This is a genomic window from Flagellimonas maritima, assembly GCF_003269425.1.
GTDB classification, from domain to species: domain Bacteria; phylum Bacteroidota; class Bacteroidia; order Flavobacteriales; family Flavobacteriaceae; genus Flagellimonas; species Flagellimonas maritima.
In genome coordinates, this window is sequence record NZ_CP030104.1 from 1,328,638 (window position 1) to 1,345,655 (window position 17,018).

The window sequence follows — 17,018 nt, forward strand, 5'->3', positions numbered from 1 at the left end:
TGGTCACTTATTGCACTAAAATAAAGAAGCCGCTCTCATTGAACGGCTTCTTTTATCATTTTTGATTATGAATAGTCTAATCTGCTAAGACAATCACTTTATTTTCTTTCATTTCAATAGTTCCACTGGATATAGGCAGCATGGCTTCTCCATTTGCCCCTTTGGAAAATTTATTTTGAAAATCTTCATCGATAGTAATATTTCCTTGAAACTTTACATTGCCTTCTTGAAGTAAAGAAACTATCGGCGCGTGATTCTCCAACATTTGAAATTCACCATTTATCCCTGGAACAGTAACTGAAGTTACTTCTCCTGAAAATAAGGTGGCTTCTGGTGATACTATTTCTAAATACATGACTCTAGTATTAAGTAGTTAGTATTAAGTAGTTAGTATGGAGTAGTTCTGATTACTCACTACTAATTACTCTGTGCTATATTAAGCTTCAGCCAGCATTTTTTCCCCAGCTTCAATTGCATCTTGGATACTTCCTTTTAGGTTAAAGGCAGATTCTGGCAGATGGTCCAACTCGCCATCCATAATCATATTAAACCCTTTAATGGTATCCTTAATGTCTACCAATACCCCGGGAATACCGGTAAATTGCTCAGCAACATGGAAAGGTTGTGACAAGAAACGTTGTACTCTTCTTGCTCTACCTACTGCTAATTTATCTTCTTCTGAAAGTTCTTCCATACCAAGAATTGCAATGATGTCCTGTAGTTCCTTATAGCGTTGCAATAATTCTTTTACGCGTTGCGCACACTCGTAATGTTCTTTTCCTAAAATCTCGGCAGTCAAAATTCTTGATGTTGAATCCAATGGGTCCACCGCTGGATAAATACCCAGCTCAGCAATCTTACGTGAAAGTACCGTTGTCGCATCCAAGTGGGCAAATGTTGTTGCAGGAGCTGGATCTGTTAAATCATCTGCAGGTACATATACTGCTTGTACCGATGTAATTGAACCTCTTTTAGTAGATGTAATTCTCTCCTGCATAGCACCCATCTCTGTAGCCAAAGTTGGTTGGTAACCTACCGCGGAAGGCATTCTTCCCAAAAGTGCGGAAACTTCAGAACCTGCTTGCGTAAAACGGAAAATGTTATCTACAAAGAAAAGTACATCCTTCCCTTGTCCATCGCCTGCCCCATCACGAAAGTATTCTGCAATTGTAAGACCTGAAAGCGCAACACGGGCACGTGCTCCTGGAGGTTCGTTCATTTGTCCAAAAACGAAGGTCGCTTTGGATTCTTTCATTGCATTTTTATCCACTTTGGATAAATCCCATCCACCATCTTCCATGGAATGTAAAAAATCATCACCATATTTTATAATACCGGATTCCAACATCTCACGAAGCAAATCGTTTCCTTCACGTGTTCTTTCTCCAACACCGGCAAAAACTGATAAACCACCGTGTCCTTTTGCAATGTTGTTGATCAATTCCTGAATCAATACCGTTTTACCTACACCAGCACCACCAAATAATCCAATCTTACCTCCTTTTGCATAAGGTTCAATTAAGTCAATCACTTTTATTCCTGTAAAAAGTACTTCGGTAGAGGTGGAAAGATCTTCAAACTTAGGCGCTTCTCTGTGAATTGGCAGTCCGTTATCCCCAGTTTTTGGGAGATTTTCCATTCCATCGATAGCATCACCGATTACATTGAAAAGACGTCCATAAACCTCTTCGCCAATTGGCATTTGGATTGCACTTCCTGTAGCATGTGCTTCAACACCCCGGCTTAAACCATCCGTTGAATCCATAGAAATGGTCCGAACTGTATTTTCACCAATGTGGGATTGAACTTCTAGAACCAACTTGGAACCGTCGGCTTTATTGATTTCAAGGGAATCATAAATTTTTGGGATTTCTGTTCCCGATTCAAACTCAACATCAATGACCGGGCCTATAATCTGTGCAACCTTACCTGTAACTTTCGACATTACCGTGTTTATTTTTAATTGAATACGAAGAAAAAAACTGCTTTTTTTCCGGCTGCAAAGATATACTTTTCCATTTTTAAACAGAAACTTATAAACCCTTTTTTTAGTAACAAAAAAGGTGCTGAAACAATCAGCACCTTTTCTTAAAATTTTATATTTTTTCTTATGGATTTATGGTCCAAGAAACATAATAGATTGAACCCACTAAACCTGTGCCTATTGCTTGAAAATATTCATCTCCCAAAAGGTTTGAGCCTCCTGCTTTAAAAATAGATTTGATGCTGGGCACAGAATAATTGATCTGCGCATCCAGTACAGTATAAGCTGGAACATCACCATCTTCAAAAGTAGCTTCCCAGAAGAAACTATCGCTCCATCTATAGTTAACGTTAAAACCAAAATTCTTAAAAAGTTCTGTGTTCCCAAAAGATGCTTTTACTCTATGTTTTGGTGTATTGAAGTTGGTTTCAAAATCCGGAAACCGTTCCCTATCAAAATCAAACTCTGCATACGTATAATTGACTCCCAAATCAAAGTTGCCCAACACTTTGGTGTCAACACCTACTGAACCTCCCCATGAATCAATATCTGCTTCCGAGTTGGTATATACTTGGTACGCCTGTCTATCCCCATTTTGTAGCGCTAAAAGAGAGAGGGAATTATCTCCTGCTTCTCCGTAAAGCGGCACTAAAACGTTTACCGTAGAGATGAAATTTTTGTACCTATTGTAATATCCGCTTAAATCAATGGTGAACTTCCCTATTTGGCCTCTATATCCAGCCTCATATGTGGTAATTTCTTCTGGTTGGATCAACGACGTGTTAATTGCTTGTGGGGTCCCCGCTAAAACTGAACTCACAGAAAAAGCATTCTCATATGCTGCCCTGCCCACTATTTGGACTGTAGATTGTCCTATCAAATCTTGTCCACTCTGGCTTACTCCAAAAGTTCTGATATCCCTATCCAAATTGTCCGGTGCCGAACCAACAAGTACAGCTGCCCCAGCATTTAACCCAATGAACAAATCCTGTGTCGTAGGATTTCTAAAGCCCTGCTGTGCCGAAACCCTAAAATTATGGTTTCTTTGTTCACCAGCAGTATATCCCAGGGCAACCCTAGGGGAGAAGAATCCATCAAAAAATTCGTTCTTGTCATATCTTACTGAACCTGTAAATTTTAAACGCTCTTCCAAAAATTTCTTCTGTAATTGTGCGTAGGCACCATATTCATTATAGGTTATCGGGCCATCGATGTCCGTAAAAATTGTTCCGCTTGAATTCAGTTCATATTCTCTAAATGATCCACCAATCTGAATATCGGCCCAATTATCTATTAAATGGGCTATATTATAATTACCGTTGACATGACGGAACTTGGTATTATCTATAAATTTTGCACCCGTACTCAAATCTCCATCTGCTATTACAGAATTAAATGCACTTTGAAATTCTGGAGTGCCAGGTATCAACCTTCCCTCGTCTGCAAATTGTCTTGCTGCCGCATGTGCTTGTACTGAAGCGTCATCACGTGGAGTACCCTGTTGAACAAGTCCCAAGAATGTAGGTATATACCTTCCGGCATAATCCCCAAACCAAGACCTTTCACTGGGATCGTTAGGATTTGGAGCATCCCTTTTCCAGCTTCTATTCACATTAATCGCTGCAAAACGCGTATCATAAGAATCCCCAGAATTTTCAGAAGTGATGTAGCCCCTTAAGAAAAAATTCTTATTTCTGAATTCAATTTTATGTTGCTGCAAGATGAAATTTCGGACTGCATATCGGTTGGCCCCTTGATAGATTGTATTACCGCGACCTACCCTACCTTGATAAATAATCTCGAAATCATCTGCAAAAGGTCTGTAAAAAACTGAAAAGTCAGTCTTTACACTTTCTGCTCCATAATCTACCAAATCGCTTTCCGCATACCCTGTTCTGGAAACATTGGCTGAACCTACAGTACCAGAAGGCAATCCAGCTAATGTATCAAAATTCAAAAGTGTAGAGACCTCATCGCCATAAATATTCAATCCATTAAAATTTGGATCAGTTCTATCAGCGCTTGGATTATCGATATCCGTAGTATTTACAGCATGCCAGTCCTCTCCCTTCAATATGGAAAGATTTGCCTTGACCGCCAATTTATCGCTAAATGCATGCGCCGCCCTTATTCCAAAGTCGTAATATGCATTAACGCCCGCAGCTTCTTGGGAAGTTACTCCCGTTTTTGCATAAGCACTGATTCCTTGAAAATCAAAAGGACTCTTACTTTGCATGAACAGAATACCGTTGAAAGCGCCAGCACCGTAAAGTGCGGAAGAAGCGCCGGGAAGTATCTCTACACTCTGTACTTCCAGTTCCGACATTCCCACCAAGTTACCCAGGACAAAGTTTAGACCTGGGGCAGAGTTGTCCATACCGTCTGCCAACTGCAAAAACCTATTATTTGCGAAGGTTGCAAATCCCCTTGTATTTATAGACTGAAAGGTTAAACTATTGGTATTGATGTCAACACCCTTTAAGTTTTGCAGACCGCCATAAAAGGACTCGGCCGTAGTATTTTTTATTTCTTTTAGACCAAACCTCTCAACAGAAACGGGGGATTCAAAAATACGTTCTGGTGTTCTAGACGCTGAAATAACAATTTCATCCAAGATTGTGGATGTCTCTGTCAATACAATAGTAAGCGTTTGGTTGTTGGAAGTAACGTCCGCGATATAATCAGAAAATCCAATACTCGTAAATCTTAGTTTAAATGGGGGCTGCTCTGAAGTATTAAATGTAAAATTACCATCAAAATCGGCAGTGGTCCCTTCGGCCTTACCCATTAATACTACGTTGGCTCCAGGTATAGGTTCATTACTTTCATCAACTACTTTTCCCTGTACTGTAGTCTGCGCATAAGTAATAACACCGAACAGCATGAGGGAAATGCCTATTAGTCTTTTCATTGGTCTCGAATTAGAGTTAAATTAGTTTTAAGCAAATGTAAATCATTGGAAGCGGAAGATACATTTTTTTTCATTTGCATGCTGTAAAATTGAAAAAAATTATGCATGCATAGTACTTATTTGCCAAAAAAAAATGACAATCTCTACGATTTTAACAAAAAAAAGCACTGATATCAGTGCTTTTATAAGTATTTCTTGTTTTTATAAAGTTACTCTACGGTAACCGATTTGGCCAAATTTCTGGGCTGATCTACATTGCATCCCCTCATTACCGCTATATGATAAGAGAGTAGTTGTAGGGGTATTGTTGTTAGCAATGGCGTAAGACTTTCTGATGTTTCGGGAACTTCAATCACATGGTCTGCCAACTCTTTAACGGTTTTATCGCCTTCGGTCACCACAGCAATGATTTTCCCACTTCTGGATTTTATCTCTTGGATATTGCTCACTACCTTTTCATAGTGTCCCTTTTTTGTAGCTATAACGATCACTGGCATTTGTTCGTCAATCAAGGCGATAGGTCCGTGCTTCATCTCTGCTGCCGGATAACCCTCTGCATGGATATAGCTGATTTCCTTTAGCTTGAGGGCTCCTTCAAGAGCAACGGGGAAATTATATCCCCTACCAAGATATAGGCAGTTTGTTGAATCCTTATATATTTCTGATATTTTCTCTACAATTTCATTGGATTCGAGTGTTTTCTCCACTTTTGAAGGTATTCCTTCCAGTTCCGTTAAATATTCGTGGTATTTTGACTGTGAAAAAACTCCCTTCTCATGGGCCAATTTCAAAGCAATCAGTGTAAGCACGGTAATTTGTGTTGTAAATGCTTTTGTTGAAGCCACTCCAATTTCAGGACCGGCATGGGTATAAGCTCCAGCTTGGGTCTCTCTGGCAATTGAAGAGCCCACAACATTACAAACACCAAAAACAAATGCACCTTTTTCCTTGGCCAGTTTTATGGCCGCGAGTGTATCTGCTGTTTCACCAGATTGCGAAATAGCTATAAGAACGTCGTTTTCTGTTATTACGGGATTTCTGTACCTAAACTCGGAAGCATATTCAACTTCTACAGGTATTCTAGCAAGGTCTTCAAAGATATATTCGGCTACGAGTCCAGCATGCCATGAGGTACCGCACGCAACAATAATAATTCTGTTTGCATTCAAAAATTTCTCCAGATTCTGGTCTATGCCCGCCATTTTAACCAACCCTTGGTCGGCTAATAAACGTCCTCTATAGGTATCCAAAATAGCTCTGGGTTGCTCATAAATCTCTTTGAGCATAAAATGATCGTAGCCACCCTTTTCAATTTCTTCAAGGTTCATTTGAAGCTCAAGAATATTAGGGTAGGCGATGGCATCATCCTTAATTTTACGCATTTTTATTTCCTTGCCAATACGGACAATGGCCATTTCTTCGTCTTCCAAATAAACGGCATTATTGGTGAATTCAATAAAAGGCGACGCATCCGAAGCAATAAAGTATTCATTTTCCCCTATTCCAATTGCAAGTGGGCTACCCAATTTTGCAACCACTATCTCATCTGGCTTGTTTTTATCGAATACTGCAATAGCGTATGCTCCTACAACTTGATTAAGGGCTATTTGAACCGCTTTTCCAAGTTTGACACCTTCTTTTTTCTTGACTTCTTCTATAAGGTTGACCAAAACCTCCGTATCCGTATCCGATTCAAACGTATAGCCACGTTTTATCAATGCTTTTTTTATGGACTCGTAATTCTCTATTATTCCATTATGGATGATAACCAAATCTCCAGAATTGGAATAATGCGGGTGGGAATTAGTATCATTTGGAACACCATGAGTTGCCCATCTTGTATGGCCAAGACCAAGTTTGCCGTTTATCGATATTGTAGCTTCAGACTTTTTCCTTAAATCCTCTACCTTCCCCTTTGTTTTTGAGAGATGTGTGTTTTCTCCATCAAAAAGGACGATTCCTGCACTATCGTATCCGCGATATTCCAGTCTTTGCAATCCTTTAATTATTATGGGATAAGCATCCCTATGACCGATGTAACCAACAATTCCACACATAAGATTGATATTAAGCCCAGTAAACCTTTATTGGTTTTGAGAACGCAAAGGTATAATCTATTAAAGAAAACCTGCTATTCTACATGTTATAAAACAAAAAAAATCTATAAATGGTATATCCTTAATTGGCCTGGGTATAAAATATTTCCAACTTCAATTTCTTATCTTCATTTGCGGGAGTTACATTACTGCCGAACAAAACGGTGCCCAAAGGATTGATTGTAGACATTAAAGGAACGTCTATTGTAGTTTGATTTGCACCCATGGCTTCCGAAACAGCAGGAATTCGAATATCTGAAGTCAATGTAAGTGCCAACTTGGCATTTGTAGAATCCCTGACAATTATATCGTTGATATGATCGGTGATTCTAATTTTGTATTGAATTCCTTGGCCACTTTCTTTCTGTAAAATTCCATCATAATTCAAAAAACGTCCAAGGGGTTCGTCTGTTTCATCTCTTTCCGTTGATGCGTTGTATATGGCCTGATTGGTTTCACCGTTGTAAAGATAAAGTCTAGGTGGCTCTATAACACTGCCTGAAGCTGCATCCAAAGTCGTCCGATCAACAGAAAAAACCAGATTGGCTTCGTTAATAATCCAATTATTGGCTTTAATTTGATCAATAAACTCCTGACCACGCACTTTGGAATCCTCTTCTTCACCAAATAATCTTATCTCTGTAATCGCTCCCGGACCTCCTTTTATGTAAATTCTGGAAGCATTCTCATCACTTTCCAATGCATTGGAAATATCCGCTGGGAATGTTTCATTGTCAAAAGTATTAACTGCATTACCTATTACACCTCCGGCACCGTCTAATGCAAGAAAACCCAAGACAAAATCCCGCTCCACAGTTTCTTCTTCTTCCTCTGTTGTGTTGTAATCTTGAAATTTATACGTAATGGTAATAGTCGCCTGAGCAAGATTTAACAAGAACATCAACTCTTCGGTATCTGAACCTGGAACGAGCTGTATCCCCCTAAAATAGTCGTTAAAATTAGCTTGGCTTAAAAGTTCAGACTGTCCTTCTTTGTCCAAAATCTCTTGGAAAAGGTCAGTATTCAAATCTATGCTTATACCTGGCGGAATTCTGTTAGCTATCTGGGTAGACTCATCCTCATCCGTTTCAGGATCGTCCTCTTCATAAACCAATTCCTCTACATTATTTACCAAAATTGGATCTTGTCCTTCTACACCACTAGTACTGTCAAAAAGAACATCTCCCCTAAAAGCACTGAAATCTTGACTTGAGAAATATTGTTGCTGTTCTTCAAAATTACTGTTGGGGTCTAAATCCCTAAGAAAAAAAGTTGAACGAAACACCTTTAAGTCAAAAGGCTTGCTCCTGTCACCAAAAATACTATCCAAATCGAACGTTATCGGAAAATTATTGGGAACAAAATCGTCTCCGGTCCCGTCTTCCTCTGGGTCAAATGGGTCTGAACCTAAAATGCGTTCGTCATTATCAACAACTCCGTCCCCATCTTCATCAGAATTAGGGTCGTCAGGGTCATTATCGAGCCCATCTTCCACACCATCCCCATCTCTGTCTCTCAAAGTAGCTGGTGGTCTCTGAAACGGTATATATAAAGTAACCTTTGCTACTTCTTCGTTTTCTGGTATGGTAGATGCGGAATCATCGTTATCGGCATTATCTTCGGTAGCTTGTGAGGAATCACCAAATGTCGGATTTCCCTGCCCACCTGGCAAGGTAAGCTGAGATGTGATACTTGCTACTCTTTTCCCGTAAATGGGATCATTGAACACGCCCAGTTGATATAAAGGCAGTCCGTTGGTCTGCACCGCATCAATTCCCTTATTGTATGCAAAAACCTCAAAAATCTCACTATCAGTGGTAAAAGGCTCACCGGCCACCACACCTTCTCCTAAAGTTTCCAATTCTTCTTCACAAGAAGCCATTAATATGAGGAAAGTCCCAACTAAAGTTGAAAACTTGATAATCCTAAAAAAAACCATGCAATTTATTTTAAAACTTCCGTATTATAGAAATTTGTGTATGCCTCCTCCGCTTCTTGCAGCGATACGTAAGGCAGTACTGGCTTGGAAAGACTTTCAATATGATTTTTTAACTCATCCGAGACCTCTTCCGAGGCTAAAATAATCGCATCGGAATAATCTACTGCAACTTTTAACAAATTATTATAGTCAGGAGTTGACAACGAGGCTATACTTTCTTCTGAAATGCCATCAAAAGCAATTTTCTTCTTCATTTCACCATCCAGCTCGCCCTCATAACCTTTATCGTAAACCGAAGTCACAATTTTACTATCAGCGAACAAAGGTTCATCTGCATAATAGTTTCTTAAGTATAAAGGTAGCAAGGATGCCATCCAACCATGCACGTGAATGATATCAGGAGACCAATTCAATTTTTTAACTGTCTCCACAACTCCTTTCGCAAAGAAAATGGCGCGTTCGTCATTATCTGAAAACAAATTTCCGTTAGCGTCAGTGAATGTCGCTTTTCTTTTGAAGTATTCTTCGTTATCTATAAAATATACTTGAATACGTTCTTTTGGGATTGATGCAACTTTTATGATCAAAGGCATATCCATATCATTGATGACCAAATTCATCCCCGAAAGGCGAATTACCTCGTGCAATTGATGCCTTCTTTCATTGATATTTCCATATCTAGGCATGAAAATACGTATCTGTCCCCCATTGCTGTTGACCATTCTTGGGGTTTCATAGGACATTAGGGAAACTTGATTCTCTGGGAGGTAGGGTACTAGTTCAGAAGATACAAACAATATCTTTTTACCATTCATAAACACTTTATTTTGCTTGTCTGAAAAACGTAGCTGCAAAAGTACAAAAATTATGCTGATTAGCAGTATTTATAGTATTTTTGCACGTTTTGGAATAACTTTATGCACGTATTTGACCACAAAGGGGAACTTAGATCTTACATAAAAGAAAAGAAGGACGGCAAAAATATTATTGGTTTGGTTCCAACCATGGGAGCGTTGCACCAAGGTCATGTTTCCTTAATAAAGCAAGCGCTTTTCCAGAACGATTTGGTTGTGGTAAGTATATTTGTTAATCCTACACAGTTCAACAAAAAAGCTGATCTGGAAAAATATCCCAGAAATTTACAAGGGGATTTGATCATTTTGGAACACCAATCGGACAATATTATTGTTTTTACTCCCACCGTCGATGAAATCTATGGTGAAAGTATTGTTTCAAACACTTATCAGTTCGATGGGTTGGACAAAGTTATGGAAGGTGAGTTTAGGGAAGGACATTTTGAAGGTGTTGCAACTATTGTTGAGTTGCTGTTGTTAACAATTTCACCGGACAGGGCGTATTTTGGAGAAAAAGACTTTCAACAGCTCCAGATCATCAAAAAGATAGTTGAATCCAAGAACATGCCCATTGAAATAGTTGGTTGCCCAATCGAGCGTGAGCCACATGGGCTTGCCATGAGTTCGCGCAACGAAAGACTATCAAAAGAAGTAAGGATAGAGGCAGGTTTACTATACAAAGTATTGTTATCTGCCAAGAGAAAATTTGGCACAGAAAGTGCAGATGAAATTACAGATTGGGTGAAGTCCCAGTTCAAAAAAAATACTTTATTGGATTTAGAGTATTTTCAGATTGCAGATGAAGCTACTTTGACCCCAATCCTTAAAGTACAACCTAAAAAAAAATATAGGGCATTCATTGCCGTTTATGCGGATGATGTTCGTTTAATAGACAATCTAAGATTGAATTAATTAATTTTGCACAATGCAAATAGAAGTTGTAAAATCCAAAATCCATAGAGTAAAGGTTACCGGTGCTGATTTAAATTATATTGGCAGCATTACTATCGATGAAGATTTGATGGATGCGGCCAATGTCATCAAAGGTGAAAAAGTCCAAATTGTAAACAACAATAATGGTGAGCGATTGGAAACTTATGCAATACCCGGGCCAAGGGGTTCCGGTGAACTAACGCTTAATGGCGCGGCAGCCCGCAAGGTGGCTGTTGGCGATATCCTTATTTTAATAACTTACGCAAGAATGGATATTGAAGAGGCAAAATCATTCAATCCCGCTTTAGTTTTCCCCAACGAAGAAACCAATCTCCTAAAATAGTTTGAGCCGCTCACTCAAGAAATTCCTTAAAATAGCTGTGCCCATACTTATAGGGGCAGGTTTGGTTTTTTATTCTTTTTCTTCAACCTCTCCGGAAGATAGAACTAAAATTCTCGAGTCTATTCAAAATGCGGATTTAAAATGGGTTTTTTTATCAATATTAATTGGTATCCTAAGCCATATATCAAGAGCGGTTCGCTGGAACTATCTTTTAAGTCCTTTAGGGTATAAGCCTAGGTTGATTAACAACGTTCTTATAATTCTTACAAGCTATTTTGCCAATACCTTGGTGCTAAGGTCTGGAGAATTTTTAAGAGCTACCGCATTGACCACTTATGAAAGCGTTCCTTTTGAAAAAGGCTTTGGAACCATTGTTACAGAACGGATTATCGATGTCATCATGCTTATGCTGATTATAGTTACCGCGCTGCTATTTCAGACAGACGTAATCTTGGGGATTCTTCAGGAAAAGGGAATAGGTTTGGTAGGCTCACTGGCGCTCTTGGTTACAGGTATTCTTGGACTTTTGATAGCTATTCGCATTATCAAAAAATCAACTTCCAACTTTGCAGTTAAAGTCAAGAACTTTCTTAGCGGACTTTTGGAAGGCGTTCTAAGCATCTTCAAGATGAAGAACAAATGGGCTTTCATTTTTCACACTTTTTTTATTTGGATTTGTTATATCGCTATGTTCTGGGTCATTAAGTTCACGGTGCCCGAAACCACAAATCTTCCATTAGGTGCTTTTTTGGTTGCATTTGTAGCTGGTGCATTTGCAATGGCGGCCACCAATGGAGGTTTGGGACTTTTTCCTATCGTAGTAACCGCAGCTTTATCGGTCTATGGCGTTAGCAAGACCTCTGGCGATGCTTACGGTTGGATCATGTGGACCGCCCAAACATTGATGGTCGTCATTTTTGGTACAATATCCTTTATTGTATTACCGTTATTAAATAGAAACAGGTAAACCCCAACCACCTAAAACTTGACCAAAATGAAAAGATGTCTATTTTTATTAATAGGCCTACTGTGTTTTAATCTTGGCGCACAGGTAAAAAAAGAGATTTTTGAATCGTTCAAACTCCAGGAAAGAAGAAACGTTTCCTATTATTTTCCAGAAGATTATTCCGAAGAAAAAAAGTATCCCTTGATTTTGGTATTGGATGCCGAATATCTTTTTGACCAAGTAGTGGCCATTTCAAAATTCAACAGTCAATTCCAAGGAATGCCACAGACCATAATTGTTGGCATAGACCAGCTGGAAGATGAACAGCGTTGGGAAGACTGTGCCTTCGATGAAGCAAGTGGTCTGCCTTCAGAAAAAGGAAAACTTTTCTTTGAGTTTTTGGGCATGGAAATCATCCCTTATTTAGATACACAGTACAGCACGGCACCGTTCAAAATGATTATAGGGTATGATGTTACGGCAAACTTTATAAACTATTGGCTTTTTAAGGAGCGTTCACTTTTTAATTCCTATGTGGGCATTTCCCCCCTTTTGGCCCCAGAAATGGAAAGCAGGATTCCAGAGCGTTTATCTACAATGGACAAGCATATTTTCTATACTATTATAGCAGCGGGCAATAGGGATAAAATCACCAATAACCTTCTACAATTGGACAGGGGAATTAAAAGTTTGGCCAAAGAAAACATCCATTACGCTTTGGATGAATATGCTGATGCGAACGAAATTTCCGTTATCACCTACGGTCTGGGAAAGGCTTGGGAAAGAACCTTTAAAATGTTCAAACCCATCAGTCCAAAAGAATATAAGACGGAGATATTGACTTCCGACGAACCGGTCTTTAAATATTTGGAAGATAGATATAACATGATCGAAGAACTGTTCGGTTTTCAAAAACCTGTGGAACTTAATGACATTATGGCCATCTATGCCGCCAGTTTAAAAAAGGACGATGTTGAATCGCTTAAACCGTTGGCTGAACTTTGCAAAAAACAATTTCCTGATACCATGTTGGGCTTTTATATTGAAGGAGAATATTATGAAGAGTTGGGAGAACCCAAAAAAGCGTTCAAAACATTTGAAAAAGCTTTTCAGATGAAAGAAATAGACTTTTTGACCAAGGATATGGCCCTTGAAAAAATAGATGCCCTCAAAGCGGATTTTGGATATTAATTTGGTCAATTGGATTGTTTAGCTGTTCAGATTTCTTGATGTTTGGATTATTGATATTCTAGATTCTTAGAAATTCGACCTGAACTCGTTGTAGGTTCGCATATGACTTTAATTTTTAATCTGCCAATAGTCATATGGTTATATTCTTGAATTCCCTGATTTTTTGGATAGTTGGAATATCCTTATCGAACAAGTGAACATGAAACATTAGGTTGAGCGACCTAATAATCCAGGCTTCCAAAAATCGAATAATCCAAGCCTCTAAAAATCCATCAAAACCAGTATCTTTAGCCAAAACCAAAACGGTTCATGGCAAAGACCAAGACAGCTTTTTTCTGCCAAAATTGTGGTGCACAATACCCAAAATGGACAGGGCAATGTTCTTCTTGCAAACAATGGAATACGATTGTTGAGGAAGTAGTCCAAAAAGAGGATAAAAAAGGTTGGAAAAACACTACAAGTTCTGCCAAGAAAGCTCCAAAACCTCTAAAAATATCCGAAATAACCAATGAGCGTGAAATCCGAATGGATACAAGGGACCAAGAGTTCAATAGGGTCTTGGGTGGAGGTATTGTTCCTGGCTCATTGATTTTATTGGGAGGAGAACCCGGTATTGGAAAAAGTACGTTGCTTTTGCAAATTGCTTTGAAACTTCCCTACAAAACACTCTACGTTTCCGGTGAGGAAAGTCAAAAACAGATAAAAATGCGGGCAGATCGAATTCATCCCGATAGTGAAAGTTGCTATATCCTTACCGAGACCAAAACACAAAATATTTTCCAACAAATCGGTGCTTTGGAACCGGATTTAGTGGTTATCGACTCCATACAAACTTTACATACTGATTATATTGAATCTGCTGCAGGCAGTATATCACAAATACGAGAGTGTACGGCCGAGCTAATCAAATTTGCCAAAGAAAGCAATACTCCCGTTGTTTTGGTCGGTCATATCACCAAAGATGGAACCATTGCCGGACCAAAGATTTTAGAACATATGGTGGATACCGTTCTTCAATTTGAAGGGGATAGAAATTATGTATACCGGATTCTTCGCTCTCTTAAAAACAGGTTTGGTTCTACTGCAGAATTGGGAATTTATGAAATGCAGGGAAGCGGATTGCGCGAAGTGAACAATCCATCTGAAGTACTCATTTCTAAAAATGAAGAAGATCTTAGTGGTACGGCAATTGCAGCAACCGTTGAAGGCATGCGACCATTGTTGATTGAAATTCAGGCCTTGGTAAGCACGGCAGTCTATGGAACTCCGCAACGCTCTGCAACGGGCTTTAATGCCAAACGCCTGAATATGCTTTTGGCCGTTCTTGAAAAAAGGGCAGGCTTTAAGTTGGGAGCAAAAGACGTGTTCCTAAATATTACAGGTGGAATTTCTGTTGATGATCCCGCTATTGATTTAGCTGTGGTTGCGGCCATATTGTCCAGCAATGCAGATATTCCCATAGAAAAGGGGACCTGTTTTGCCGCAGAGGTAGGACTTGCGGGAGAAATACGGCCGGTGCAGCGGGTAGATCAGCGTATTCTTGAAGCCGAAAAATTGGGATTTACTACAATCTATGTGTCCAAAAGCAATAAAATTGGTATTAAAAACACCTCCATTCGGTTACGGTTGGTATCAAAGATTGAGGATGTGGTCAATGTCCTGTTCATTTGATTTTACATGGGTTCAATATCAAATAAACAAAATCGATATTACTTCGAGCGCAGCCGATAAGTCTTTAAAATGAGACCTCTTCAATAGGTCTCGACTGCGCTCGACCTGATAAAATTTTAAATAGTTGAAAAAAAATCAAACACCGGAATACATATAGAACTGATGTAAGTTAAGGTGCTGGATTTGGAATGTCGTTATGAATCTCCTCAATGCCCTTTAAAACCTCATCGGAAAGTTCAACATCGATACTCCCAATGTTTTCCTTTAACTGCTCCATGGTCGTGGCACCTATAATGTTACTGGTAATAAAAGGTCTCGTATTTACAAAAGCTAAAGCCATCTGTGTAAGGCTCAAATCATTATCCTTGGCCAATTGGTTATATTTTTCGGTAGCCCGTGTAGCATTGTCCCCACTGTACCTGTTATAATTGGGAAAAAGCGTAATCCGTGCCTTCCTAGGTTTGACTTCGTCGAGATATTTTCCACTCAGCACTCCAAAACCAAGTGGGGAATAGGCCAAAAGCCCAATATTTTCACGCATGGAAACTTCAGACATTCCAACTTCAAAGAGCCTATTCAACAGATTATATGGATTTTGAACGGTCAGCATTCTGGGCAAACTTCTGTGCACTTTGCTTTCTTCCAAAAAACGCATGGTGCCCCAAGGACTTTCGTTGGAAATTCCAACTTGCCTAATTTTTCCTTCGGAAACCAAATCACGTAATGTCTCCAAAACTTGATGAATGTTGTCCTCCCAAGCATCAATGGCATGTGCATTGTATCCTCGCTGTCCAAAATAATTGGTGTTTCGTTCCGGCCAATGAAGCTGATAAAGGTCAATATAATCGGTTTGCAATCTTTCAAGACTGCCCTCGACCGCATTGATAATCGCGTCTTTTCTAAAACCTGTTGTTCTTATAAATTGGGCCGGACCACCTCTTCCCGCTATTTTAGTGGCCAATACCACCTTATCCCTGTTTCCTGTTTTTTTGAACCAGTTTCCTATCAACTCTTCGGTGACCGCGTAAAGCTCTTTTTTGGCAGGGATGGGATACAGCTCTGCCGTATCAAAAAAATTGATGCCCTCCTCCAGAGCATAATCCATTTGTTCATGGGCCTCTTCTTCATTGTTCTGTCTTCCCCAGGTCATGGTGCCCAAACAGATTTTGCTCACTTTGATGTCAGTATGCGGGAGTCTGGTGTATTTCATCTAGCTATCTTTTTAGAATTGCAAAAATACTCAATAGTTGAACCCAACATTTAAAGCAATTGTTATTTTTCAATTTCCAACAAAATTGGACAATGATCGCTATGCTTGGCATCAGATAAAATAACAGATCTTTTCAATCTATTTTTTAAGGTCTCGTTTACCATACCATAATCCAGTCGCCAGCCCTTATTGTTGGCTCGCGCATTGGCACGATAGCTCCACCAGGTATAATTGTCCGGTTCTGTATTAAAATGTCTAAAACTGTCAATAAAGCCGCTATCAATAAAATTCCCTATCCATTCCCGCTCCACGGGCAAAAACCCGGATACATTTTTATTCCGAACGGGGTCGTGAATGTCAATGGCCTCATGGCAAATATTGTAGTCCCCACAAACTATCAAATTGGGACGCTCTTTTCTAAGTACATCGGAATATTTTTGAAAATCTGCCATATACGTTAGTTTGTGTTCCAACCGAACAATATTGGTACCAGAGGGAAGGTACATACTCATTACGGAAATATCCTCAAAATCAGCTCGGATATTCCTCCCTTCAAAATCCATATAGTCGACCCCCGTACCATATTCTACGTGGTCCGGTTTTTTCTTGCATAACAGTGCCACCCCACTATATCCTTTCTTCTGGGCACTGAACCAGTAATGAAAATTATACCCGGCCGCTTCAAAAAGAGAAACATCCACTTGTTCTTTCATGGCCTTGATCTCTTGAAGGCAGACCACATCCGGGTCCACAGCTTGTAACCATTCGATAAAACCTTTGTTCAAGGCCGCTCTAATTCCGTTGACATTGTAGGATACGATCTTCATCTTCAAATTTTTGTTAAAAATAGCCATTGTGTTTCGCTATTTAAAATTCGACTTTTCAACGGACATGGTTTAAATTTGAATTGTGGAACGTTAATTGATTCCTACTGCTGGAT

14 protein-coding genes are annotated in these 17,018 nt (G+C 39.3%); 5 read left to right on the forward strand and 9 right to left on the reverse strand.

Annotated features, from left to right (window positions below; all coding sequences use genetic code 11):
* Positions 1-76: 76 nt before the first annotated feature.
* From HME9304_RS05865 to HME9304_RS05890, 6 genes are all read right to left on the reverse strand, one after another.
* Positions 77-355 carry a F0F1 ATP synthase subunit delta/epsilon gene (locus HME9304_RS05865; protein ID WP_112377693.1) on the reverse strand — a complete coding sequence of 93 codons (279 nt, stop codon included), beginning with the start codon at positions 353-355 and terminating at the stop codon, positions 77-79.
* Between the two features lie 81 nt (positions 356-436).
* On the reverse strand, positions 437-1,945 hold the full coding sequence (atpD, locus tag HME9304_RS05870) for a F0F1 ATP synthase subunit beta (RefSeq protein WP_112377694.1): 1,509 nt from the start codon (positions 1,943-1,945) through the stop codon (positions 437-439).
* Positions 1,946-2,108: 163 nt separating this feature from the next.
* Positions 2,109-4,895: a TonB-dependent receptor gene (locus HME9304_RS05875; RefSeq protein WP_112377695.1), complete on the reverse strand. Its 2,787-nt coding sequence runs from the start codon at positions 4,893-4,895 to the stop codon at positions 2,109-2,111.
* 209 nt (positions 4,896-5,104) lie between these two features.
* Positions 5,105-6,952 (reverse strand): glutamine--fructose-6-phosphate transaminase (isomerizing), encoded by a 1,848-nt coding sequence (glmS, locus tag HME9304_RS05880; RefSeq protein WP_112377696.1) that lies wholly within the window; start codon positions 6,950-6,952, stop codon positions 5,105-5,107.
* A gap of 121 nt (positions 6,953-7,073) precedes the next feature.
* Complete coding sequence (locus tag HME9304_RS05885) at positions 7,074-8,930, reverse strand: DUF4270 domain-containing protein (protein WP_112377697.1); 1,857 nt, start codon at positions 8,928-8,930, stop codon at positions 7,074-7,076.
* A 5-nt stretch (positions 8,931-8,935) separates the two neighbouring features.
* Positions 8,936-9,745, reverse strand: a complete 810-nt coding sequence (locus HME9304_RS05890) for a glycogen/starch synthase (protein WP_112379742.1) — start codon at positions 9,743-9,745, stop codon at positions 8,936-8,938.
* Positions 9,746-9,847: 102 nt separating this feature from the next.
* On the opposite strand from HME9304_RS05890, the gene panC reads away from it, so the two are divergent.
* From panC to HME9304_RS05910, 4 genes are read left to right on the forward strand one after another with little or no spacing between them, the layout of a single operon-like run.
* A complete protein-coding gene (panC, locus tag HME9304_RS05895; protein ID WP_112377698.1) occupies positions 9,848-10,696 on the forward strand; it encodes a pantoate--beta-alanine ligase in 849 nt (282 codons plus the stop codon).
* Positions 10,697-10,709: 13 nt separating this feature from the next.
* Complete coding sequence (panD, locus tag HME9304_RS05900; protein WP_112377699.1) at positions 10,710-11,060, forward strand: aspartate 1-decarboxylase; 351 nt, start codon at positions 10,710-10,712, stop codon at positions 11,058-11,060.
* 1 nt (position 11,061) lies between these two features.
* Positions 11,062-12,027 carry a lysylphosphatidylglycerol synthase transmembrane domain-containing protein gene (locus HME9304_RS05905; protein WP_112377700.1) on the forward strand — a complete coding sequence of 322 codons (966 nt, stop codon included), beginning with the start codon at positions 11,062-11,064 and terminating at the stop codon, positions 12,025-12,027.
* Between the two features lie 27 nt (positions 12,028-12,054).
* Complete coding sequence (locus HME9304_RS05910) at positions 12,055-13,197, forward strand: alpha/beta hydrolase (protein ID WP_112377701.1); 1,143 nt, start codon at positions 12,055-12,057, stop codon at positions 13,195-13,197.
* A 130-nt stretch (positions 13,198-13,327) separates the two neighbouring features.
* Here HME9304_RS05910 and HME9304_RS16905 read toward each other — a convergent pair whose 3' ends face one another.
* Positions 13,328-13,492, reverse strand: coding sequence for a hypothetical protein (locus HME9304_RS16905; RefSeq protein WP_164674777.1), 165 nt, complete (start codon positions 13,490-13,492; stop codon positions 13,328-13,330).
* 14 nt (positions 13,493-13,506) lie between these two features.
* Here HME9304_RS16905 and radA point away from each other — a divergent pair, with 14 nt between their 5' ends.
* Positions 13,507-14,868, forward strand: a complete 1,362-nt coding sequence (gene radA / locus HME9304_RS05915; protein ID WP_112377702.1) for a DNA repair protein RadA — start codon at positions 13,507-13,509, stop codon at positions 14,866-14,868.
* A gap of 169 nt (positions 14,869-15,037) precedes the next feature.
* Here the strand turns inward: radA and HME9304_RS05920 are convergent, their stop codons facing one another.
* Positions 15,038-16,078 carry an aldo/keto reductase gene (locus tag HME9304_RS05920; RefSeq protein ID WP_112377703.1) on the reverse strand — a complete coding sequence of 347 codons (1,041 nt, stop codon included), beginning with the start codon at positions 16,076-16,078 and terminating at the stop codon, positions 15,038-15,040.
* A 62-nt stretch (positions 16,079-16,140) separates the two neighbouring features.
* The gene (locus tag HME9304_RS05925; RefSeq protein ID WP_112379743.1) at positions 16,141-16,905 is read right to left on the reverse strand and encodes an exodeoxyribonuclease III; all 765 of its coding nucleotides are present in this window, start codon (positions 16,903-16,905) and stop codon (positions 16,141-16,143) included.
* Positions 16,906-17,018: the final 113 nt, after the last annotated feature.